General features: G+C 66.3%; 21 protein-coding genes. 8 read left to right on the top strand and 13 right to left on the bottom strand.

All coding sequences use genetic code 11. The annotated features are described in order from the left end of the window. Positions 1 to 22 precede the first annotated feature (22 nt). The 9 genes from OH799_RS32075 to OH799_RS32035 all read right to left on the bottom strand — a co-directional run bounded on the left by OH799_RS32075 (position 23) and on the right by OH799_RS32035 (position 11,606). Positions 23 to 424, bottom strand: a complete 402-nt coding sequence (locus OH799_RS32075) for a hypothetical protein (RefSeq protein ID WP_406272033.1) — start codon at positions 422 to 424, stop codon at positions 23 to 25. 88 nt (positions 425 to 512) lie between these two features. Further along, positions 513 to 1,418: a hypothetical protein gene (locus OH799_RS32070; RefSeq protein WP_406272030.1), complete on the bottom strand. Its 906-nt coding sequence runs from the start codon at positions 1,416 to 1,418 to the stop codon at positions 513 to 515. 67 nt (positions 1,419 to 1,485) lie between these two features. Then, a complete protein-coding gene (locus OH799_RS32065) occupies positions 1,486 to 2,100 on the bottom strand; it encodes a nitroreductase family protein (RefSeq protein WP_406272027.1) in 615 nt (204 codons plus the stop codon). Beyond that, positions 2,100 to 3,080 (bottom strand): ScbA/BarX family gamma-butyrolactone biosynthesis protein, encoded by a 981-nt coding sequence (locus tag OH799_RS32060; protein WP_406272024.1) that lies wholly within the window; start codon positions 3,078 to 3,080, stop codon positions 2,100 to 2,102. Before OH799_RS32060 ends, OH799_RS32065 begins: the two co-directional genes overlap by 1 nt. Before the next feature lie 11 nt (positions 3,081 to 3,091). Next, entirely contained in the window at positions 3,092 to 4,012 is a 921-nt protein-coding gene (locus tag OH799_RS32055; protein ID WP_406272021.1) for a nucleoside-diphosphate kinase, read from the bottom strand. Next, entirely contained in the window at positions 4,009 to 5,100 is a 1,092-nt protein-coding gene (locus tag OH799_RS32050; RefSeq protein WP_406272018.1) for an SDR family oxidoreductase, read from the bottom strand. The genes OH799_RS32055 and OH799_RS32050 overlap by 4 nt, the downstream gene beginning before the upstream one ends. Further along, on the bottom strand, positions 5,097 to 5,360 hold the full coding sequence (locus tag OH799_RS32045; protein WP_406272015.1) for an acyl carrier protein: 264 nt from the start codon (positions 5,358 to 5,360) through the stop codon (positions 5,097 to 5,099). The genes OH799_RS32050 and OH799_RS32045 overlap by 4 nt, the downstream gene beginning before the upstream one ends. Further along, positions 5,357 to 8,920 carry an AMP-binding protein gene (locus OH799_RS32040; RefSeq protein WP_406272012.1) on the bottom strand — a complete coding sequence of 1,188 codons (3,564 nt, stop codon included), beginning with the start codon at positions 8,918 to 8,920 and terminating at the stop codon, positions 5,357 to 5,359. The genes OH799_RS32045 and OH799_RS32040 overlap by 4 nt, the downstream gene beginning before the upstream one ends. Then, a complete protein-coding gene (locus OH799_RS32035) occupies positions 8,913 to 11,606 on the bottom strand; it encodes a phosphoenolpyruvate synthase (RefSeq protein WP_406272009.1) in 2,694 nt (897 codons plus the stop codon). Before OH799_RS32035 ends, OH799_RS32040 begins: the two co-directional genes overlap by 8 nt. Positions 11,607 to 11,819: 213 nt before the next feature. Between OH799_RS32035 and OH799_RS32030 the strand changes: the two genes are divergently transcribed. The 3 genes from OH799_RS32030 (at position 11,820) to OH799_RS32020 (ending at position 14,065) form a co-directional block, all read left to right on the top strand. Beyond that, positions 11,820 to 12,524, top strand: a complete 705-nt coding sequence (locus tag OH799_RS32030; RefSeq protein WP_406272006.1) for an ESX secretion-associated protein EspG — start codon at positions 11,820 to 11,822, stop codon at positions 12,522 to 12,524. A 93-nt stretch (positions 12,525 to 12,617) separates the two neighbouring features. Beyond that, on the top strand, positions 12,618 to 12,992 hold the full coding sequence (locus OH799_RS32025; RefSeq protein WP_406272003.1) for a hypothetical protein: 375 nt from the start codon (positions 12,618 to 12,620) through the stop codon (positions 12,990 to 12,992). Further along, positions 12,989 to 14,065 (top strand): hypothetical protein, encoded by a 1,077-nt coding sequence (locus OH799_RS32020; RefSeq protein ID WP_406272001.1) that lies wholly within the window; start codon positions 12,989 to 12,991, stop codon positions 14,063 to 14,065. The genes OH799_RS32025 and OH799_RS32020 overlap by 4 nt, the downstream gene beginning before the upstream one ends. Before the next feature lie 626 nt (positions 14,066 to 14,691). Here OH799_RS32020 and OH799_RS32015 read toward each other — a convergent pair. Beyond that, a complete protein-coding gene (locus OH799_RS32015; protein ID WP_406271998.1) occupies positions 14,692 to 14,988 on the bottom strand; it encodes a DUF6968 family protein in 297 nt (98 codons plus the stop codon). 628 nt (positions 14,989 to 15,616) lie between these two features. Between OH799_RS32015 and OH799_RS32010 the strand changes: the two genes are divergently transcribed. Both OH799_RS32010 and OH799_RS32005 read left to right on the top strand, forming a co-directional pair. Continuing rightward, on the top strand, positions 15,617 to 16,750 hold the full coding sequence (locus OH799_RS32010) for an IS701 family transposase (protein ID WP_406271995.1): 1,134 nt from the start codon (positions 15,617 to 15,619) through the stop codon (positions 16,748 to 16,750). After that, positions 16,747 to 16,911, top strand: a complete 165-nt coding sequence (locus tag OH799_RS32005; protein WP_406271992.1) for a hypothetical protein — start codon at positions 16,747 to 16,749, stop codon at positions 16,909 to 16,911. The genes OH799_RS32010 and OH799_RS32005 overlap by 4 nt, the downstream gene beginning before the upstream one ends. Positions 16,912 to 16,925: 14 nt before the next feature. Here OH799_RS32005 and OH799_RS32000 read toward each other — a convergent pair whose 3' ends face one another. Next, on the bottom strand, positions 16,926 to 17,156 hold the full coding sequence (locus tag OH799_RS32000) for a hypothetical protein (RefSeq protein ID WP_406271990.1): 231 nt from the start codon (positions 17,154 to 17,156) through the stop codon (positions 16,926 to 16,928). Beyond that, entirely contained in the window at positions 17,153 to 17,350 is a 198-nt protein-coding gene (locus OH799_RS31995; RefSeq protein WP_406271988.1) for a hypothetical protein, read from the bottom strand. Before OH799_RS31995 ends, OH799_RS32000 begins: the two co-directional genes overlap by 4 nt. A 194-nt stretch (positions 17,351 to 17,544) precedes the next feature. On the opposite strand from OH799_RS31995, the gene OH799_RS31990 reads away from it, so the two are divergent. After that, complete coding sequence (locus OH799_RS31990) at positions 17,545 to 18,312, top strand: XRE family transcriptional regulator (protein WP_406271986.1); 768 nt, start codon at positions 17,545 to 17,547, stop codon at positions 18,310 to 18,312. Then, a complete protein-coding gene (locus OH799_RS31985; RefSeq protein ID WP_406271983.1) occupies positions 18,296 to 18,769 on the top strand; it encodes an NUDIX domain-containing protein in 474 nt (157 codons plus the stop codon). The genes OH799_RS31990 and OH799_RS31985 overlap by 17 nt, the downstream gene beginning before the upstream one ends. A gap of 509 nt (positions 18,770 to 19,278) precedes the next feature. Here the strand turns inward: OH799_RS31985 and OH799_RS31980 are convergent. Beyond that, complete coding sequence (locus OH799_RS31980) at positions 19,279 to 19,425, bottom strand: hypothetical protein (RefSeq protein WP_406271980.1); 147 nt, start codon at positions 19,423 to 19,425, stop codon at positions 19,279 to 19,281. A gap of 726 nt (positions 19,426 to 20,151) precedes the next feature. On the opposite strand from OH799_RS31980, the gene OH799_RS31975 reads away from it, so the two are divergent. Further along, the gene (locus OH799_RS31975; RefSeq protein ID WP_406271977.1) at positions 20,152 to 22,170 is read left to right on the top strand and encodes a polyprenyl synthetase family protein; all 2,019 of its coding nucleotides are present in this window, start codon (positions 20,152 to 20,154) and stop codon (positions 22,168 to 22,170) included. Positions 22,171 to 22,189 lie beyond the last annotated feature (19 nt).

Here is a 22,189-nt window from a genome sequence, read left to right as displayed (position 1 = left end):
GGCTCCGTTCCCGCCGCACGGCTTATGGCGCGGCAGGCATCACGAACGCAGCGGTCGCGATTCCCAGTGTGTTGTCGGATACGCATGTGACGCGCATCGCCCTGCCGACCGGCGTCTGCTGTGACTCGAATCCGCTGTAGTAGCCGAACACCGGTTCGGACTGCGCAGGCGGGACGAAGAAGCCGAGGCACTCGGCCTCCAGCACCGAAGTCCCCTCGCCGCTATGACAGAGCGCGGCGGCGTCGGTGAGCCCGCGGTCGACGAAACAGCCTGCCGGTTCGGCGGAGGCGGTCCCGGCTCCCGTGAGGACGAGTCCGGCCGCGATTACCAGCAGACCACCGCCTCCGCTTATCCGCCGCATCATGCGGTGCACTGCAACCCTTTCCTCAGCAACCCCGGTGTGCCCGCCCGGGGCCCGGACCATCACACCATCCTCGAGTCGCAATCCCTCAGAGGTAATCTCACCAGAATCGGGCAGACCGGTCGAGTTCGACACAACCGAAGCGCGCCGTTCAGGGAAGGACCAGAGCCTGCGCGATGAGGACGAGGTAGAGCGCGAGAATGAACACGACCGCGGGAAGCACTGGATGATCCGGCCGAACCCCGGCGACGAACCGCCACGAGCCGAAGGCAGGAATCAGCAACAGCGGCAACGCGATCCAGGCGATCAAACTTCCGAGCCCCGAACGCTCCCACGGCCGGACCAACGCGAGATCGCCCGCCACGGCCACCGCGGCACACAGCAGCGCGGCGGCCGCACTGCCTTTTGCGCCCAAAACATTCGAGTAGAGCATCGCGTCCGAACGCCCGGCCCGGGTCGTCTTCCTCGCGAACTCGAACTGGAGGAAAGCCCCCGCGAAGACGACAGCGACAGCCACCGCCTGCCACCGCGCGCCGACGGCGCCGGTGTCGATCGCCGAAACGATGACATATGCGGTGACCAGTAGCTGCACCGGATAGGTGACAACGAGGTTGAGCAGAATGTTCGTCCGGATCATCTCGAAAAGGCGCTCCATGCCCCACAGCGCAAGCCCGTAAACCAGTGCCGTGGCGATCATCACGGCCGATCCGACCGACAGCGCGAGACTCGCGGCGCCGGCGCCGACCGCTATGAGGACCATGGCAATACGCAGGTCGGCGGCCCTGACCGCGCCGGTGACCAAGGGACGATCGGGATTGTGCACACGGTCGTATTCGAGATCCTTCTGCTCGTCGACCATGCGGAGGTACAACAGCACGAACGCGACGACCACGATGCGCACGACGGTGGCACCGGCCGGATGCCAGTCCAGGCCGGTCACCAGCGCGGCGGTGCCCTCCAGTGCGAGCACCCAGAGGATGCCGTAGAGCAGGTAATGCGGCTTGTACATCACCGCGGTGAAGCGGGTGATCCGTGTGGCGGAGGCGAGCACGCTCATGCTGTGGCCTCCTCGGCATGCGCGGGCACTCCGTGGATACGCAAGCTGCCTCCTCCAGGCCTGACCCTCATGCTGTGCCCCACCGATCCCACATGGTCACCTCGGTGGCGGGCGCGCGTCGAGCGGCCACGGACGGCCCCGGCCGCAGATGCGCCACCGGGATCAGCGCCACCTGTGCCACCTCGTCGAACGGGATGTCGAGCAACTCGGCGATCTCGCGCTCGTAGTACAGATGCGCGGTGGTGAGGCAGGAACCGAGCCCGCGCTCGTGCAGCGCGAGCATGAAGTTCCACACCGCCGGATAGATCGAGCCGTAGAAACTCGCCAGGCGAAGCGGCGAAGCGGGTTCCGGCGGGCGACCGATCGTGCAGACGAGCACCAGCGCGGGCACCTCGTGCAGATGGTCGGCCAGGTGGCGGGCGGAGGACAGGTCGCCGAGCTCGTCGGGGCGCGGGGTGCGGCCGGAAAGGTTGGCGGCGAACGCTTTTCGGTAGTACTCGGCGATCCGCTGCTTCGTCTGGTAGTCCTGCACCACCACGAAGCGCCACGGCTGGCGATTGCTTCCGCTCGGCGCGTGGACCGCGATCCGCACACAGTCCAGCAGATCCTGGCGGGCCACCGTGCGGGTCAGGTCCAACCGGCGACGGAAGGCCCGGGTGGTGGTGAGCAGTTCGATGCCCATCAGATGCCGTCCACGTTCAGGTCCACGTCCTCCTCGTCCGTGACCAGGTCGTCCTCGGCGAATTCGAGGTCGACCGCGGCGGCGACCGCGCCGCATTGGCGGATCTCACAGTGCACCACGGTCCGATCGGCTTGGCTGCCGGTGATCTCGGCGACGCATTCGGCGGGACGGTCCAATTCGACGAACCGCTCGAACATACTGCCGACGCACTCGAGCCGGGGCGGCTGCGGGATCACCATGGCCAGCGCGGTCTGCCTGCACGCCTCGATCAGCAGGCTGCCCGGCACGTGATCGAGCTGGTGGTCGAACAGGAAGGGGTGGTTGAGGTCCGGCGCCAGCGCCGCACGAGCGACCGCGCCGGCCAGCTCTGGAGGGCCGATCACCACGTTGCGCCAGTTCTCCCTGCCCACCGCGGCGCAATCGGCGCGTTCGGTGTGCGCGACGGCGCCGACGAATGGGCCGAGGCCGAGGCTGTCGCGAAACTCGGAGCGCAGCGCCGACCAGTGCTGCGGCGTCGTCCAAGAGAACGATCCGTCGACCGTCATCATCAACTCGGCGCCGGCATCGATTTCGAGCACCATGTCCAGGCCGATCAGCGTGTCACCGCTGTGGTGGCGTCGGGGCACCCGGACCTTCATCACCAGATCCGCCGGCGCCGTGGCGATATTCCACGCAGCGGTGTCGGCGCCGGTGCCGTTGAAGGTGCGCACGATGAAGGCCATCTCCGGCGGCACGCCATAGAACTCGTGGGTGAGCGCGATGGCGCCCTGCCGAGCCGCCTCCATAACCAACAGTGGGTCGTAGTGCAGGCCCAGCTGTCCGGCGTGGTCACCGTAATAAGCGTGCATTCTGGGAAGTTGGGCGCCGACCACGAATTCGTCCTCGCCGAGGGCATCCAGCGAGGTGACGAACACCTCCGACACCGCGCATCGGTGCGCCAACTCGCGGGAGATCGTGCGGAGGTGGGTTGCTGTCTTCACCGTTTGAACATTCACGGTCGTTTCTCCAACCATTCTTGCGCCGACACCGGCCGCAGTGTCTGCGGCTGCGTACCGGTCCGCATGGGAAGTACGTGGGACCCGAGCACGATCACCGACCACGGGTCGAGCTCTCGATCCTCGGCCCACGCGGCGTCCAGCAGGCGCGCGCAGTCCGCGTCCGCCGCCGGATCGAACTCGGACGGAACCGACACCCCGGCCCGCTCGAGGTCGCGCAGGATGCGCTCCAGTGCGTCGCCCCGGTCGAAGCTGCGGGCGGGCACGCGCGCGTATAGGTCTCGGGCGATCGCGACGGCGTCGGACGCACGGTCGGCGCCGGTCGCGATCTGCGTGAGCACCGTCGCCCTGCTTCGCTCGTCGAGGTAGATGGCGAGTTCCCGCAGCACGTCGGCGGGATCGTCGGGCGAGTGCACCAGATTCAGCAGATAGCTGTGGCGCCCGAGCAGGTAACGCAATTCGCCCGGCTTGCGCTTGCGCGGGTCGGTCGCGCCTTTCGCCTCGGTGAGCCGGACCGGGACCGGCAGGTGGCCGTCCTCGCCCCGCACCACCAGCACCAGCACGTCCGCGATACGAACAAGCAGATCGGCCAAGCGCCTGCGCTCGGGCGAGGCGATGTTCCACGTGAAGTACCACAACGCACGGGCCAGGTGCCGGTCCGCCGGGACGCGGCGGGCCGACACGACCCGGAACCCGTTCTCCCCCAGCCACTGCACTGTGGGCTCGATCGCCCTCGCGACGACCGCGTCCGGCTTGAGCAGCAACAGGGAATGCTCCCTGGCGAACTTCCCCGCATCGATACCGAGACGATCCAGCTGATCGACGGTCTCCTGCAGGTAGGTGTCACCCAGGTACGCGTCCACCTTCTCCGGCTGCGGCGTCAGCGCGGCGAGCAGCTCGCGCGGCGGAGCGTTCACCGGTCTGCGCCGTCGAAGTCGTTGCCGGCCAGCACTTCCTCGATACTCGGGAGCGGGACACCGAGGTAGCCGGATTCCAGGCAATGGTCGAGCAGCAACCGCAGATACTCCTTGCCGGTCGGCGGGGAAGGTCTGCCGGTCAACACCTCGGCGTGTGTGGTGTCGAAGACCAGGCGGCGGTGGAAGTAGCTGGTGTAGAGCTTCCCGATTCGCCGGTAGTATTCGCGTTCGATCGCGCCGAGATCCTCCTCACGGAAGGTCGCTGCCGGCACGAACGTCGCGACCTCGAACGACGGGTACTCGGCCAGGACATCCGAAACCTCGCGCACCGACAGCGTGTCGCGGCCGAGTGCGTGCAGCGTGCGCCCGTGTGCCGAGTCGAAATCCAAAACCGCCGCGGCCACCACGTCGGCGACGTGGTCGACCGGCGCCAGCGACAGGGTCGCGTCGTAGCGACCGGGCAGCGAGCGCAACTTGCCCTCGACCATGAGTTTGACGACGGTGTAGAGGTTCTTGTACTCGCGGATCACGCCGGTGTCGCTCGCTCCGGTCACGATGCCAGGCCGCACGACGGCCGAGCGCACACCTTGCTCGCTGGCGGCGCGCACCAACTGCTCGGCCCGAAACTTGCTGCGCTCATAACCGTTTCCGAAGGACTGCCCCAGATCGAGTTCGTCCTCGGCGATGATCCCGCCCCGCATGCCGCACACATACGCGGTACTGACGTACACCAGCGGCACGTCCCACTGCCGGGCGAGGGCGATCGCGTTCGCCGCTCCCCGCACGTTGAGTTCGTCGTACTCGGTTTCGGAGGCGTCGAACGCCGTGGTCGCCGCACAGTGCACGATCATCCCCACCCGCTCGGCGAGATCGTTCCGGTCGCGGTCGGACAGGCCGAAGCCGGGGGCGCGGATGTCGCCCGCGACCGCCGTGCCCGCGCCGATCTCCGTGCCGTCGTTACGGACGATGCGCGCCTTGCTGTGCAGCACGGCAGCGACCGGTCTGCTCGCGGCGGCGAGCCGGGCGACCACTTCGGCGCCGACCAGTCCGGTGGCGCCGGTGACCAGCACCGTGTCACCGCCTGTCACGACGAGCCTCCCGCCACGCTGTGCCCGACCAGGGCAATCACCTCGCCCACCCGGCGGACACCGACCAGTTCCTCCGGCCGGTAGCGCGGCAGGCCGAACGCACGCTCGAGCACCACGGTCAGCTCCATCAGCCGCAGCGAATCGAAGCCGAGGTCCTCCACGAGCCGCCGGTCGTCACCTGCGGGCGCCCCGTGATCGGGCGCCATGGCACGGACCAGCCCACGTACCCGTTCGGCCACTGCGATATCTGCGGCGGTCATGTCCGGCCCCCTTTCCGTAGATGGGGTTGCTGCCCACCCGAGGCCAGCAGGTCGCGCGCCTCGTCCAGGGGCAGTTCGGTGTCGAGATAGCCCGCGATGCGCAGCCAGTCGTACCCGATCGCCAGCGTGCGCCGCCACTGCTCGCGCGAGTCGAACGAGGCGGGGAAATCGGCCGCACCTGCTGTCGGATCGGTTCCCGCGGCGACCCGACGCACCAGGGTGACGAAGTCGTCGAGCATTGCCAGACCAGCCATGGCGTCTCCACCTGCGGCGATGATCTCCGAGAAGCGCACGCGCTGAGCGGAGTCCAGTCCCGCGAGCAGGTCATCACGGTGCGCGGCAGAGGACGGAAGGATCCGGCGCAGCGTCGCGGCGGGAGCCACGTCGGCGGGCAGCGGATGGAAACCGAAGGCGCACAACACTACCCGCACGGACATCGCCACCAACCGATGCGCCGCGATGTCGGCGACCGCGCCCTGGGCGTTCTTCACCGCGCCCGCCAGATCCTCGCGCGCGTTCTCCAGCACGATGTTCGACCACACAAGGTTCAGCGCGCATTCGGTAAAGCGCCGTGCAGGCAGCGGCGAGAGCGTGGCGACCGCATCCGCACGAGCCGCGCCCTCCACTCCGAGCGCGGGCGCGATCGTCGAGGGCACCGGGGTATAGGGCCGCAGCGGTGCGCACATCGCAAGCGCCGGGGTGATGATTTCACCACCGCGCCACTGCAATTCGACCAGCCCGAGCCGGAGGAACTCGGTCAGCTCGACGGAGATGTCGCGGTGCGCGCGCGCCAGCACGTCGGCCAGCGAGTGGCGGAACACCACCGACCGCCACGCTGGGGCGCCGCTGTCGGATAGCGCGAAGACGTCGCTGTCGCCGCGCAAGACGTGGATGCGTGAGCCGATCGTCCAGGTGGTGACGCCGGGGACCCTGGCGAACAAGATCCGCTGTGGATCGTCGACCGGTTCCGCTACGCCGAGGTCCGCGGCCAGCTCCAGCACCTGTTCCCAGGGCCCGGCTTCGGACCGGGCGCGAGCGGTCGCGACGCCGAGGACGCTGGACGGGGTGTCGCGGAAGGCGCATGCCTCATCAGCATCCGCCCACACCGCCGGGTCGCTCAGGTCCCGGTAGCGGTCGATCAGGTCGCCGCCGCCGATCCGATCCAGCTGCTGGGGTAGCCACTTGGTTTCCAAATAGGTTTCGCCGCGACCGGCCGCCCACCCCTTCATCGCCTGGAGCAGCCCGTCGAGCGCCCAGCCGATGGCCTCGTCGCGGGCCCGCAGGATCCACAACGCGGCGGCATAGCGCAGGGCGTGGAGCGCACGGCGGCGCCACCAGTCCGCGATGATGCCCGCGAAGGTGGGATGCGGCAGCAGAGCACGCAACTCGGTGACGTCGGGAGCATCCGGCGCGGTGCGCACCACGGTGGCGCGCAAAAACCGTTGGCAGCGATTGAGCACATCCTCGTCGAGTTCACTGGGTGTCGCGGCGTTCGCCACCTGGTCGAGCCGGCGGCGCAGCTGCGCCACCGAGCAGGTGCGGATCTCCACCCGGCGGCCGTCGACGAACAGCACTGTCGGCAAGGTCGGCAGTTCCTCGTCGCCGGGCGCCAGGACCAGAAAATCCACATCGGAGCCCTCGTTGCCGAAACCTTCGGCGAGCGAGCCCTCGAAAAGGATGGTCGAGTTCGCCGGAACCTCGACGCTGTCCATGGCGTGGGCGAGCAATATGGCCACTCGGTCGGCGGGCAACGTCGGTTTCGGTGTGCCGCCCGCGACGGTGGGACCAGCGACAGATGCGTTCTCCTCGCCTGTCGCCGTCACCTCGGCCACGCCGTCGGAGTACGCGTCCAGCGTGCCCGCCGTCATGATGCCGTCGGCTTCGTGCACCACCGCTTCGGCCAGTTCGCCGTCACGGAACTGCTGCCACATATGCCTGCGGCGCGGCTTGCCGCTGGAGGTACGCCGGATGATGCCGCGCGGTCCGGTAACGATGGTCACCGTCTGCGCGGGCCCGAGTTCACCGCGAATGATCTTGCGCGCCTCCGTGATCCACTCTCCAGGCGCGGATTCCGCGAACAGCGCGATGCCCTGCGAGCCGGGATCGGTGATCGCGACGGCTGCCAGCTTGCCCTTGGTGATCCCGGTTTCCCCGGCCACCCGCGATTCGATGTCCTCCATGAAGACCGAGCGTCCGCGCACTTTGAGGCTCGACCCCATCCGCCCCAGCACGAAAACCTCACCGCGGTGCAGGAACCCGGCGTCTCCGCTGTAGAGCGCGCCGTCGGCGATCCTGGTGGACGCGGTGGCCGAATCGTCGGAGTAGCCGAGGGCCACCGAATCACCGACCACCACCATCTCACCGAGCACCCCGTCGGGCAGCTCCCGTCCCTCCTCGTCCACAACCCGCACGGTCGATTCGGGCGTCGAGTAGCCGAGTCCGGTGATCCAACCCGCACCCTGGGCGCGGTGCGTGTCATCGAGCAACTCCTCGTCCAGGATGCGCACCGGCTCGCCGAACCGCAGGCTAGGGTTGTCGATCCGCAGCGCGGTGATCGGCCGGTTGCGTGCGGACGAGGTCACCATCAGCGTCGCCTCGGCGAGGCCGTACGCCAGCGTGTAGGCCTTCATCGAAAAGCCTTGGCTGCCAGCCAGGTTCGCGAACGACTGCAGATCGGCCACTTCAACCGGTTCGGACCCGACGGCGAGCGTGCGCCAGCCGGACAAGTCGAGGTCGGCGATTTCCTCGTGCCGCACCCGGTGCGCGAGATAGCCGAGCGCGAACGACGGCGAGGAGGAATGCTGGGCGTGTGCCATGGCGCGCAACCAGCGCACCGGATCACGAACGAACTGATCGGGGCGCATCAGGTACAGCTCGCCCTGGTTGGTCACGATGGTCAGGAACGAGCCGACCAGACCCATGTCGTGGTAAAGCGGCAACCAGGAGACCGCCGCCTCGCCATGACGCCAGTCGATCAACGTCGAGATCATAGCGATGTTGTTCGCCAGATTGTGCCAGCTGACCCGCACTCCGCGTGGTGCGCCGGTGGAGCCGGAGGTGAATTGCAGCAACGCGCACTCGTCCGGTTCGCCGAACTCGCGCACCTCGGGCGGCGCGGGCAGGGTCGCCGCATCGATCACGAGTGGCTCGTCGGTGCGGCCCGCAGCCTCGGCCGCCTGCCGCACCAGCTGCTCGAACTCCGGGGAAGTCACCACCAGCCGGGGACTCGCTGCGGTCAGGATCGCCGCGATGTGCGCGACGATCTGGGCCAGGTCGCCGAACATCGGTGGTGCGACGGGTGTGAAGACGCCGCCACAGGCCCACACGGCGTAGAACGCGGCGACGCAGGGGAAGCCGGTCGGCATGATCACACAGGCGCCGTCACCGCTGCTCATCCCGTTCGCACGCATCAGCGCGGCGATGGACCAGGTCTGGTCGGCGAGTTCGGCGTAGCTGCGGAACTCCCACCCGTCTGCCTCGTCGGCCAGGTGGATACCCGTGGTACTCGTGGGCTCGGCCAGCCAATGTCGCACTGCCGCAACGTCTTCGTCACTACGCATCGTGGTGGTCTCCTTCGGACAGCACAGTAACCGTTCCATTGGTGCCGTCCACCCGAATCTTCCTGCCGGTCCGTATCTTTTTGGTGACGTCCTTGACCTGGACCACCGTCGGAACGCCCAGTTCTCGCGCCACAATAGCCACATGAGTGAGTGGGCTTCCGCGCTCGATCACCAGCGCCGCGGCCGAGGGCAGCGCGGCCACCCATCCGGGATCGGTCCGGTAGGCCACCAGGATTCCGCCGGCGACGTCGCGCGGCTCGTCGACCACGACGGCTGTTCCCTCGGCGACGCCCGCGCCCGAGGGCGTCCCCGTAAGCACCGTCCCCGCGTCGGCCGCCGGGGTGTCTGTGATCGGAACCCACCCCTGGCTCGCCAGTTCCGCGCGACCGAAGGTCGACCCGACAGTGACGAATCGCGCCGGGGCGGCCAGCCCGGAATCCTTGGCGCGGTGCGCCTTCCGCGCCGCTACCAGCCCGCGCAGACCGCTGGTCTCGGCCCCCTCGTAGCTGCCGCGCAGCTCCTGCACGGTCAGGTGGAACACATCGGAGAACTCGTCGATCACGCCACGCTCGGCCAGATCTCGGCCCATCACGCGGATCATCCGTTTGACCATACCGAAGGCTCTCGTACGGCAGAACCGCAGCCGCTCACGGTGCGCGGCGCAACGGGAAACCTTGCCGCGCAATTGTTCATAGATCCGGCGACGGATACCCACCAGGTGCGCGTCGAGGTACTCCTCGGCGTCGTCGCCACGGCCGAGTGGTGCGTCCGGAATGGCGCTGCGCAGCATGACGAACAGGCTCGCCGGATCCTCGCGCAGATCAGGGGTTTCGAGTTTGAGCTCGTCGAGGCTGCGGTAGCCGTAGCGGTCGATGTACTCGTCGACCCGTGTACGAAATTCCGGATGAGCGGTCAGCGCGGGGTAAATCCGTTCCGGCTTCGTCGAATTCACCAACACGTGCAGGTCCGGATCGGCACGTACCAACTCGGCCATGGCTCGCATCGCACACGCCGGTTCGGCCGACTCGACGTCGGCGCCCGGCCCGACCACGGCGTAGAGGAACCACTCCGGCGCCTTCGGCAGGAACAATTCGGTCAGCAGGTACATCAATCCGGTGCAGGTCAGCAGGATCGCGTCCAGCACCATCAGCGGACCCCAGCGTTCGACCAGATCCTGGTCCACCCTGCGGTAGGCGGCATACGCCTGCTCACCGGAAAGCGCGGTGTAGTCCAGGGTGTCGTACTCGTCGTAGACGCGGTAGAAGTCGGTCATGAACCGCTCGACCATCTCGTCGATCCCGAACAGTCTGCGCAGATAGATCGCGGTGGTGACCGCACGGGACCGCGCCTTGGCGAATGGGCTTCGAAAAGTAAAGGGGTGAAGCGACTTTGCGACGTCATCGGCGAGTGGCTCGTCCACGCCGAGGGCGGCCTCGAGCACTTTGCGGTTGAGCGGGTAGCCGGGGGCGATGCCCACCATCCGGTACCAATGCAGCAGGTTGTAGTAGACGCGGCCGTGAAAATAACCCAGCAGCACCGAAGTCCAGTTCTCGGTCTGACGCAGCTGCTCGCGTGGCACCCACAGCGATTTCGCGTAGCCGTGGTACACGCGGCCGTAGATGTCGGCGGCGGTCGTGTAGGTCAGCGGTGAGGTGACGCCACTGAAACTCTCGATGATGTTGGAGTTGTCCCAGATTCGCTTCTCGTCGTCGGCGACATCCTCACCGGCGCCGCGGAGGATCGCACCGTCCGACACGACGACGGCGGTGGTGATCGGCCGGGATTGCAGCAACCACAGGCCGTCCTCGTCGATTGCCCACTCGATGTCCTGGGGCGCGCCGAAGTTCTCCTCCACCCTGCGACCCAGTGTTATCACCTCGGCGATTTCAGCCTCGGACAGCGTCGGCTCGGCCCGTCGTGATTCGTCGACCTCGGTGACAACGAGGCCTTGGCCGTCCGTCGGCGCGTAGTACCGGTCCTTGTCCCCCACTACGGTCTCCAGCACCGCACCGGAGGATTTGTCGACCACCATCGAGTCGGCGTCCACCGCGCCGGACACCAATCCCTCGCCGAGCCCGTAGACCGCGCTGATCACGAGTTCGTCGGAGGCGCCGCTGATCGGGTTCGCGGTAAACGCCACACCACTCGCCCGCGCCGCGATCAACCGTTGCAGCACAACCGCGGGCGCGACCACCCTCGGCTTCCCATCGGCGAAGGCATACCGGACCGACCGCTCGGAGTAGGCCGAGACCCAGCAGTCCCGCACCCGGTCGAGCACCGCGTCCAAGCCGTGGACGTTCAAGAACGTGTCGAATTGGCCCGCGTAGGAGTGCTCGGCCCCATCCTCGGCGGCCACGGAGGAGCGCACTGCGATCGATCCCGCGCCGAGCCGGTCGTACGCCTCGGCGATCAAGGCACGGATCTCGGGTGGAAGGGGCGTCGCGCCGATCGCCGCGCGCGTCGCCTGGGCCGCGGTGAGCGCCGCGTCGAGATCCGCAGCCGACGTGACGTCGGTCACGTTCACCGAAGGGGATGCGGCGAGGAATCGGGCACAGACGTCCGTGCCGAGCACCGTCCATTCGGGGACTCGGAACCCACCCCGATGCAAGCGGTGCAGTCCACGGGCCTTCCCGCCGCCAAAGGCGGATATTGTCGCGGTATCGCTCCACGATCCGAGAACCTGCACGCCACACTCCCATCACCCCGATACCGTTGCGAGCCCAGCGCTCCGGCACGATCGAGCCGAGCAAAGCAGAGGGGGTTCCCTGTTGTATATCCGATAATCCACTGCGGCGTTAGCCCACAATCCTGGGTCCACCTGTGCGACATGCCCGATCCGCCCTTCGGACCGCTAGGCTGCGAGCAGCATTGGTGGATTCGGTGAGGATGTGATTCGGCCGTGGATTGGACCTTCACTCCGGACGAGTTCGCCCACATCTGGCGTGAAACCGACCTCGATCGCCACCCGTATCCGCTGCACATCCTGGAAACGCCACGAACCGAGGACCAGGCCGAGAAGCTGCGGATCGCACTCGCCGAGCGGATGCCGCTCCGCTCCGACCCGGACTTGTCTGCTTGCCTTCGCATTCTGGCGAAGCCGCACACCAGGATCGTGGCGATCGGCAGCACTCACGAGCCGGGCAGTGAACTACGCCTGCTGGCCGCGACAATCTACGATCGCGCCGTGCTCGCGGTGCAGGAACCCGGCGCGAGGCCGGATTTCGGTGGCCACGTTCGTGTTTCGATCGGACACAGCGGCAAGTTGGGGGCGCGGATCACGGCGCTGTTTCCGAATACCCCGCCGGGCACGCAGCCTGCTCGTGTCGCGCCGGCCGACACGGTCCGCGACGAGGAGATCGTGCGGGCGCGGCAACCAGCCGGGCCACGGATCCGCAGGCTGCTGCTCGCGCCGCACACCGCCGAGGGACACATCCGGATCGAGCCGCGGCTGGACCGTCCGACTCCGCCGCCGCCGATCCACTACACCTGGATCGATGTGCGGAATGACGGGCGCTATCTGATCAAGGCGGGCGACGAAGTGCGCATCACCCCTGCCTCGCCCGAACAGATCGCAGCACAACTGCAAAAACGCATTCCGGCATAGGCTCTCGTCTCCTGCACCGGCCGGTGGCTACTGCTGACCGGGCACTCACTTCCGGTTAGTCTGAGTCCGACCGACCGATCTCAGGGGTGCACGATGACGATCGAGACCAGCCGAGCCGATATCGTCCGATTCAAGAAAGCGGCGCAGGCAGGGACCGTCCAGTTCGATCCGGCGGCGGCGCGGCGGTGCGCCGAACAATACGACCAGCAGGCCGATCGGCTGATCCACCTGAAGCAGCGCCTCGAATCCGCCGCGGATCTGGACGGATTCGGCGGATTCAACTCCGCGCAGCAGCTGCGGGCAGGTTTCGGTCACAAGGCGCGCGACGCCGCGGCACTCCTCGATCACTACATCGAGGCCGCCTATCGAATGAAGGAGGCATTCCTGATCAGCGGCGGACTGCTCGAAGAGGCCGACGCCGCGAACGCCGCCGCCCTGCGCGCCATCGAATCGAGGTTGCCCCGATGACCGGCTCAGACCCCACCTACATCAGCGCGATGGAGCACTTCGAGTCGATGCGGCACGAAGAGATCTACGCCAAGGCACAGCAGATCGACGCCGCGCAGGTGCTGCGCGCCTCGGCGATCTGGCTGGAGGCGGCCGGGACGCTCACCACCTCGTTCCCACTCACCCGGGACAGCGTGGACCGCGTGCTGAACTCGACGGAGTGGAAGGGCGCCACCGCCGACGCCGCGTACGTCAGCGCACGCAGCTTCGCGGCGTCCGTAGACGAGCTGGCCGCGGTCTTGGGCCAGGTCGGCGCCCGGCTCGGCGGCGTCGCCGCGGCCGCGGAGGCGGTGAAACTCGCTGTGGCGCCCCCCGGTAACTCCGGACCGATCAGCACCGTGGCGAAACTCCTGGAGGCCGCGCACGTCATCAACGCGCAGATGGCCCAGGAAGCGCTGCGGCAGGAGGCCGTGCTCGCGATGAACATGGTCTACAAGCCCGCTTACACCCTGGCGGGAACATCGGTGCCCGCCCTGCCCACGCCGCCCCAGGCGTCCGCTCCGAACTCGCAGTTCGCGCCGCAGGCCGTTGCACCCGCGGAGCCAGGCCATTCGACGCCCGCCCCCGTGCGCCCGGACGGCGACCAGTCGACGCCGAACACACCACAACCCGCGCCCTCCGCGCCGGAATCCCGAGCACCATCGCAGACTCCGGCACCGCCGACGCAGCAGCAGCAGACGCCCGATTCGCCGCCGACGCAACAGGTTCCGCCGACGCAGCAAGCACCCTCGAACCCGCAGGCACCGTCCACACCGCCAACACAACAAACACCGTCACCCCAACCGTCACCACAGATCCCGGAACCCGCGCAGCCGCCCGTCCCACAACCCGCACCCCCGACACAACCACCCCACCCGACTTCCCCACCCGCACCACAGATCCCGCAGCCTGCACCGCCCCCGCCGAACCCCGGCCCCGCCGGGCCGCCGGTACAACTACCCGGTCCGGGCGACCAACCGGGCGTCACCGGCCCGGTGCAGGAACACCCCGAGCAAGTACCTACCACCAACCAGCCCGGCGTCGTCCCGTACTGACGGCCGAGCCGCACGTGCACCACTTACCCGCACCGACCCCGGATCTCCGGAGGCCGCCTCGCGTAATAGTGACCTGCGGAACAATGGCCTGACCCAATGTGAAAGAAATGATTCTCGGGTCACGACGCAGTTAATAGCCGAGTACATAACCAAGGCCTGCACCTGCCTCGCCAGGTCTTTTCGGAGCCACATCGCACTGTGGACTTCTGACCATTCGCACTTCAGGGCCGTGGTTCCACGGCCGCTGTAGCCTTAAGACCATGTCTTACGTGGTCGTGATTCGTGTGTGTTGTGCCGGAATCGGCTGTGCTGCATGACGTTCGGGTCAGGAGCCACCGCCGGGTGTCTCTACCAACCCACGGCACCGGAAGACGGGCGGTGCCTAGTCTTTTGCCCTCATATGTATATGGGTGTAACAAATCCTGGGTTTTTCATGTTTCCCAGGTCGAGGAAAGCAAGTGATCTACATCACAAAGATGATTCTTCTATCCTGGGGTTTTACTGACGCGTGTCAGCGTGTCGGGAACTCGGCGCGTCGTGTCGGCCTCGCGAGAGGGTCATGTCGCGTGCAAACGCAGAAACCCCCTAGCGTCCAAACCAGGGGGCTTTCTCGGCGGGTTGCAGGGCTACCGGTTGAACGGAGGGAAGCCCAGATCAGGGCTCCCGTCGAACGTGAACCCGTCCTCGTGTGTGTCGAGTAGCCGACCGGCCCAAGCCATCGCCAGCAGCAACGCTTGTACTGCGTCGCCTCCGTAGATGCGCCGCGTGAACGGCTCCGGGTCCATGCCATCAATGCGTACACCGCACGAGTACGCGCCGTCGTCCTCTACGGGCTTGCCGAACGTCACGGTCACCGCCTGGTCACCCTTGCGTAGTTCCCGGCTTGCGATCGGCTCCCCCAACTCGTCCATCTGCATGGCCATGACTCGCACTCTAGTCACGACGGAGCGGGACCTCTCGGGACATGTGCCCGTACGGCGGGTGGACCTTGCCCGCGACGCAATCTGCATACCATTGCGCCGCAGCCGCCCAGCATGTCTCAGATTTTCTCCGCCTACACTCCGGCACCAACGTCCCTTCGTAGTACATATCGCACGCGCGCTTTTCGACTTCGGACGGTCCCTCACGGACTACCACAAGCTTTGTGCAGTGTGGTGCGGTGATGGTTGGCTGCGCCAACACGACCGGCGCAACCGGCAACGTGAGCAGAGCGCCAATGATGCTGGACACGAACAGATTTCGCATAATTCCCCCACGGAATCGAAATGGAACAACTCTGTTTCACTTAGGAAGTAGGTACCAGGGCTGTCGTTGGTCTTCCCCGGCTGATGAGTACCGGGGGCCCGAGTGTGCCTACCTCCCTCGACTGCGTGCTTGCCGGTAGAAGTTCTCGGTTGCCGCTTTCAGCCGCTCTAGCACCGGCCCCGTCTGCGGCTCCCCGTTCCAGTGCCACGCATCCGACGCCGCGCGATACTCCCGAAGCGCTCTCCTGTACTCCTCGCCTAGTACTGCAACGACACCTGTGTGAGTTGGTGCTGGTAGATCTGTTGTGTGGTGTTGGATCGTGTTGTGGCGGAGTTGGATTCGTTGATGTCGCGGATCGGGGGTCGGTTCGCGCGTTCCGAGCCGCGGGCTCGGGCGCGTGAGTACGTGTCGGGGCTGGTGGCGGGTTTGGAACGCAAGAATGGGTGGACACTGGCGGAGCGTGCTGGTGAGGCAGGCCCGGAGGGGATGCAGCGGCTTTTGCGTAAGGCGGATTGGGACGTCGACGGGGTCCGTGACGACGTGCGCGCCTATGTGGTCGCCCACCTGGGCGATCCAGAGGCGGTGGTGGCCGCCGATGAGACCGGTTTTCTGAAGAAGGGTGTGAAATCGGCCGGGGTGCAACGCCAGTATTCGGGTACCGCCGGACGCACGGAAAATTGCCAGATCGGCGTGTTTCTGGGGTACGCATCCCGGCATGGGCACGCTCTGATCGACCGGGAACTTTATGTTCCCGAGTCGTGGACCGATGATCGGGACCGCTGCCGGGCTGCGGGGATCCCCGACGACGTGGAGTTCGCCACCAAACCGCGGCAGGTCATCGTGATGCTGGAGCGGGTGCTGGCCGCGGCGGTTCCGTTTGCGTGGTTCACCGCCGACGAAGCCTACGGCCAGGCCGGTTATCTGCGCGGCTGGCTGGAGTCTCGCGACGTGTTCTACGTGATGGCCACCCGCTGCGACCAGCAAGTGACCACTCGCGCGGACCGCGCCGCGCGCGCCGACGAGCTGATCACCGAACTACCTGCCACCTCGTGGCAGCGGTTGTCGGTCGGCGCTGGCGCGCACGGGCCGCGCGAATACGACTGGGCACGCCGCCAGATCGACGGCACCTGGGCCCGCGGACGCGGGCACTGGCTGCTGGCGCGGCGCAGCATCAGCGACCCCACCGAGATCTCCTATTACCTCTGCTACGGGCCACACTCGGCCCGGCTGGTCGACCTGGCCTGGACCGCCGGATCCCGTTGGCACATCGAAGAAGCATTCCAGCAGGCCAAGAACGAGGCCGGGCTAGACCACTACCAGGTCCGCACCTGGCGCGCCTGGTACGCCCACATCACCTTGTCCATGCTCGCCCTGGCCTGGCTGGCGGCATCGAAAACCATTGCCACAAAAGGGGAATCGCCGACATCGCCGAAGACATGATCGCCCTCACCATACCGGAGATCCGACGCCTGCTCATCGCCTTCGTACTCACCCGCCACCACCCCGCCGACCACATCTGGGCCTGGTCGAGATGGCGCCGCCGCCGACAACACCAAGCCCGCCTATCCCACTACCGGCGCCGCGGCCACCCACTCACCTGAGTGTCGTTGCAGTACTAGTGCCACTGGACCCCCTTCGGGTCCTTGAACGGTTCGAGGTACAGCCGCTCGTTCGGCAGTCTGGGCAGCCCCTCAGCGCTCCCCGGGACCACGGTTGCAGCGTCGACGTAGTGACGGGCGCGGTGCTCTTGCATGAACGCGTAAGCCGCTGGAGCGCTCGCCGCGAAGTCGAGCCGGACACCGTGTAGCCAGACCGACAGATGTACGTCTGAGGTTTTCGTGGTCACTCGAACACCCTCGAATCATGCTGGGGATCACCCGGGTACGGGGAGGGTTCACCCGTACCCGGGGAGTCTTTGTAGGCCCAGTCCGCCATAGCGTCCGCGTACAGCCAGAGCATGAGCAGCGGCGGAGGCTCGTACCGCCGTCCGCCTGGGACGTCGTAGCTTCCTGGGACACGTTGGGTCAGGTCTCTTGTCATGTCGGACCCCCTGAGGTTCACAGGCTTCGGGTGGGCTTCGTCCGCCCCGAGCACCGGGGACCGAATCGACCGGTGCTGAGCGCTGTCTCAAAAGGTATGGATGCACAAGGGACGCCAGAACTTCGCTGAGGACGTTTTGCCGGACATTTGAAACGTCCCGTGTGTCTCTGGGGGACCTTTGGGAAGATGGGCGTATGACATCTCGACTTGAGTCCGCGATGCTGAGGGCCGGACTCGACTCCGCAGCGATGGCGGCAATCGCCAGCGTGGACGTGAAGACCGTCAACCGGTGGCTTGCCGGTCGGGCACCCCACCGCCGGACCAGGATTCAGATAGCCGAAGCACTCCAGGAGACCGAAGAGACCCTATGGCCTGTGGCCCGGCCGGACCTGCAATCCGGCGCACCGGCTACCGCAGAGGTCATCAGCGCCTACGCGCACCGAGCAGACATCCCCAACGATCTATGGACTTCGCTGCTACACAAGGCAACTGAACGAATCGACATCATCGGGTACGCGTACCCGTTCGTGTTCGAACTGCTACCGAGGGCAGCCGATATCATCGCTGCCAAGTGCCGCTCAGGATGCGAGGTCCGGCTAGGCTTCGCCGATCCGGATTGCGCTCACGTCATGGAGCGTGACGCGCTAGAGCAGATGGGAGGGACCCTCCCCGGCCGGATACGCAACGCGCTGTCCATGCTGGGACCGCTTGCAGATACCCCCGGATGCACCGTGGGACTTCACTCGACCCATCTGTATAACTCTGTGTTCCGGTTCGACTCCGAAATGATCGTGACGCCGTACCTGTTCCGTGCCCGTGGCTACCAGCACACGGCGCTGTATCTGCGCCGGTTGTCGCAGCACGGGATATTCGAGTCGTTCGCCGACCAGTTCGAACAGATATGGGGCACTATCACCCCGTACTCAACGACGGAAGGATTCGCCAATGGGCTCACGGCGTGACTACTACCGAGATCCGAACGCGCCCCGCCCAAACTCGCTGAAGCCGGGAGCTTCAGCGTTGGTGACTGACGAGAACGGGCGTGTGCTGATGCAACGCCGTGGCGACTCGGGTAACTGGTCTCTCCCCGGCGGAATCATGGAAGTAGGCGAGACCCTTGAGGATTGTGCGGTTCGGGAGACCCGCGAAGAGACCGGACTAGACATAGAGATCACAGGTTTGCTCGGTATCTACACCGACCCTGAGCACGTGATCGAACACGCGGACGGAGAGGTCCGGCAAGAGTTCGCAGTAGTCTACTACGGCAGAGTGACCGGTGGGGAAATCTCCGTATCCGATGAATCGACCTCTGTTGAGTTCCTACGACTCGAAGAACTCGAGACGCTGCCCGTACACGAGACTGTTCGGCTCCGGTTGCAGCACCACGCAGCACAGCGCACGGGTCCGTATCTGGGTTGAGAGAGATTGCTCAATACGGCCGAGCGTTCGACGTCCTAGCGAAACAGGCCCTGGCTGGTGAAGCGGCGCGGATGCTCATCCGGCGAGCGCTTGAAACGCGGTCTAGATAGCCGGTAGACGGACGAAAACCGTCTAGGCATACCGGAGGACACCTAGACGGTTCTGCGGTTCTTAGAGAGACATTCCGCCTTCCAGGCGACGGCGGTAATCGTCGTCCGGGGATTCCGGCGGATCCGCCGGAGGTTCGTTCTCTGCGGAGACAGCGGCATTAGCCCGCTGTGCTTGCCAGGCCCGGAATCCTTCCCGGTTTCGGGCGAACTGTTCCGCCTGCCGTTCCTCGTAGTCGTGTTGGCCGTACCCGGCTGCCACCTTATCCAGCTCCGCCGAAGGGCTCACGGAGTATTTCGAATCGCGCTGGCCGTGCCTCAGTAAAAGGCCGTGGCTGACCAGCCGGGGAAGGTATGTCCGTAACGAGCGGAGCGAGATACCTGTACCGGCCGCTATCTGCTTCACGGTCCGGCCGTCTCCGGCGTCGCATCCGTAAACATGTCCACAAGAGCTGTCTCGCCCCGGTGGTGCCGCATATACATCAGCGGCACCGCTACCACTGCGGCATGAAATGCCTTATCCAGCGGGCGCATCTCTCCGATCTTCACCGCCGACAGAACGCGGACTTAAGCAAGTCGTCGGCCTTCTTGGGGGTGTCCCAGCAGGGTTGCTTGGTCGGCCATGCCAGCGAGCACATGAGCGCCCAAAGCTGGATCTTTCGCTTCGTCGGCCAGACGAAGCGCCTGGATCAGGTGCCCCTTACTGCGGCGGGCGCACACTGAAGAGGCAGTCCGCGACGTACAACGACGCATGATGGCATTCGGCCCGCACCCACTCATCGCAGACTTCAACGAGCGGGCGAGGACGCTGCTCGCGGCATGACTCAGAACCGTCGAAAGCCCGGCACGGTCAACCAGTAGCCGACTGTTCCGGGTTTCGTCATGTTCGCGGAGCTATGCGACCGAAGTGAGTCGCGAAGCGACATAAGTGACCGAAAGTTGCTCAGCTGCAACGAATATCAGGCGCAGTCATGTGCCACTCGTCCGTGCCGCGGGGCGGGTGAGGTGCGCGGTGCGGTGTGGTCATTGCCCTTCGCGCCGCCGATAGTCGACCCCAAGGTCCTCAGTGTGGTTCTGCCGGCTGGTCAACCGGGCGGGATGTGCACGCGTGATCGGGGAGGTACTCACCCCCAACGGCATCCCCCAACCGGCTCCACCCAAGTTATGTATGCATCAAAATTGGTCGATACCAACACCTTCCGCAGGCGGTGGTGTCAAATAGCCATTGATCGGCGGCGTTGTCGATGACCGATGTAACCAGTCAGGAGTGCCCGCGTGCCACGTGAAAACGATTCGGCTGTCTTCCCCCACCTGGAGGCCGACCTCGACCGCGTCCGAGACGTCCTCGGACCCATACGGTTGGAAGGCAGGCCCGAACTGACCGCACTGACAGACGAAGGACCCGACACCTCTCGCCGCCTGGTCCGTCCCACCTTGACGTTGCTGTCGTACTACCTGCTCACCGATCCCACGGTTCCGGCCGACGACCGGGTCGTGCGCGCCGCTGCTGCCGTGGAGTTGCTGCATCTGGGTTCGCTTTACCACGACGACGTCGTCGATCACGCCTACCAGCGTCGCGGCCGTCCCAGCGCCAACGCGGTGTGGGGATCGCATATGGCCGTATTGGGCGGGGACTCCGTGATACTCACGAGCGTGCGCATGCTGGCCGAACTCGGCCCGCGCGAAGTTCTCGCGGGGGCGACCGCCGGTGAGCAGATGTGCGCGGGCATGGTGATCGAGGCCGCCGACCTCTACGTGGCCTCCCGCAGCGAGCAGTCCTACCTGGACGCGATCGACGGCAAAACCGCGGCGGTGCTCTCGCTGGCATGCCGGGTGGGTGCGATGCAAGCCGGCCGCTCCGAAGATGAAGAAGAGGCGCTGGCGCTGTTCGGCCGTCACTTTGGACTGGCCTACCAGCTATATGACGACATCCTCGACCTGACCTCGACCACCGACGAAACGGGCAAGCCCGTCAACGCGGATCTGCCCGAAGGCATCTACACACTGCCCGTCATCCGCGCCGCCGCCCGCGACCAGGACCTTGCCAACCTGCTGCGCAGAACAATGACACATGAGCAAGCCGCACATGCCCACGAACTCGTCATCGCCTCCGGCGCCGTGGACGAAGCGCAGGCGAGGGCCGACGAATTCATGGACCAGGCCGCCGGCCAGCTCGCCGCCCTGCCCGTCGACCCGAGCGCCCGCCACGCATTGACCGCCTACACTCGGTCCATACTCGACCGGCGAACTCCTGCCCCCGCGATCCCCCAGCAGGCGACACAGACACCCGGGGCTCACAGTGATGCGTTCCCGCCGCAGGTCGCGCAATCGTTGAAAAGCTGGATGGTGGACACCGGCCTGGCCCTCACCCTGGACGAGGCCGACTACCACCGGTGGACAGGAGCGATCCGGATCCCGCGAAAGTGGGTCCCAGCAGCGGACGCGGCCGTTGAACAGACCGCCTACCGCATGGCCGTGCTGCTCCTTGCGTGGGACGACCTGTTCGAGGATCCGCAGCTGACCGACCCGGAAGCCGTCACCGCGCTGAGGCGTGGCATGGTGGCGACACTGCGCCAGGACCCGGAGAAACCGTGGAGGCCCGGCGCGATCCCGACGTCCTGGGCGAGTTTATGGCCGCGCCTGCGCGAGGGCCGGACCCTCCGCTGGCAGGAGCAGTTCCTCGACAACCTCGAGCAGTGGTGCGTAGCCTGCGAACGCGAAGCGCACCATCGCATCAACGGCTACATCCCGCCCACAGCCGACTACCTGCCGCTGCGGATGTCGACCAGTGGGATCGACACCGCCCTTTCCGCCATGGAGGTGCACCAGAACCGGGAGCTGCCCTCGACGCTGCGCAACCACCCCGTGATCCGCCGTCTCGAGGAACTCGCCTTCTGGGTGACCTTCGTGGAGAACGACCTGGTGGGGTTGGATCAGGACGAGGCCGATCAAGTCCCCTACAACCTGGTCAGGGCGGTCTGTCATGAGACCGGCTGCACCCGCGGCGAAGCCGTCGAGCAGCTGCAGCGCCAAGTGGCGGATCAGCGCGCCCAGCTTCAGGCGCTGATCCGCTACCTCCCCGCGCTGCTGCGCGTGCTTCCCGGCCTGTCGGGCAAGGGGAAGGACTACGCGGAGATATACGTGAACCTGACGAACGTAGGGCTCTGGGCGCGTGAGAGCGACCGGTACGAGGAAACCTCCGGTTCCGCGGTTTCCGCGGCGCCGGACTTGGAACGCTTGCGCCGTGAGATCTACTACTACCCGGCCGCCGAACCTGCTCCTACCGCGCCGTAAACCCCGCCAGCCGGTAAAG

The organism is Nocardia sp. NBC_00881 (assembly GCF_045207455.1).
Lineage (GTDB): Bacteria > Actinomycetota > Actinomycetes > Mycobacteriales > Mycobacteriaceae > Nocardia.
This window is presented reverse-complemented; position numbering and strand designations above follow the sequence as displayed.

Coding starts and splice junctions, on each gene's coding strand:
- OH799_RS32075 (WP_406272033.1), bottom strand. CDS start 424: ATGGTCCGGGCCCCGGGCGGGCACACCGGGGTTGCTGAGGAAAGGGTT.
- OH799_RS32005 (WP_406271992.1), top strand. CDS start 16,747: ATGATCGCCCTCACCATACCGGAGATCCGACGCCTGCTCATCGCCTTC.
- OH799_RS32065 (WP_406272027.1), bottom strand. CDS start 2,100: ATGGGCATCGAACTGCTCACCACCACCCGGGCCTTCCGTCGCCGGTTG.
- OH799_RS32070 (WP_406272030.1), bottom strand. CDS start 1,418: ATGAGCGTGCTCGCCTCCGCCACACGGATCACCCGCTTCACCGCGGTG.
- OH799_RS32020 (WP_406272001.1), top strand. CDS start 12,989: ATGACCGGCTCAGACCCCACCTACATCAGCGCGATGGAGCACTTCGAG.
- OH799_RS32015 (WP_406271998.1), bottom strand. CDS start 14,988: ATGGCCATGCAGATGGACGAGTTGGGGGAGCCGATCGCAAGCCGGGAA.
- OH799_RS31985 (WP_406271983.1), top strand. CDS start 18,296: ATGGGCTCACGGCGTGACTACTACCGAGATCCGAACGCGCCCCGCCCA.
- OH799_RS32040 (WP_406272012.1), bottom strand. CDS start 8,920: ATGCGTAGTGACGAAGACGTTGCGGCAGTGCGACATTGGCTGGCCGAG.
- OH799_RS31990 (WP_406271986.1), top strand. CDS start 17,545: ATGACATCTCGACTTGAGTCCGCGATGCTGAGGGCCGGACTCGACTCC.
- OH799_RS32045 (WP_406272015.1), bottom strand. CDS start 5,360: ATGACCGCCGCAGATATCGCAGTGGCCGAACGGGTACGTGGGCTGGTC.
- OH799_RS32025 (WP_406272003.1), top strand. CDS start 12,618: ATGACGATCGAGACCAGCCGAGCCGATATCGTCCGATTCAAGAAAGCG.
- OH799_RS31995 (WP_406271988.1), bottom strand. CDS start 17,350: ATGACAAGAGACCTGACCCAACGTGTCCCAGGAAGCTACGACGTCCCA.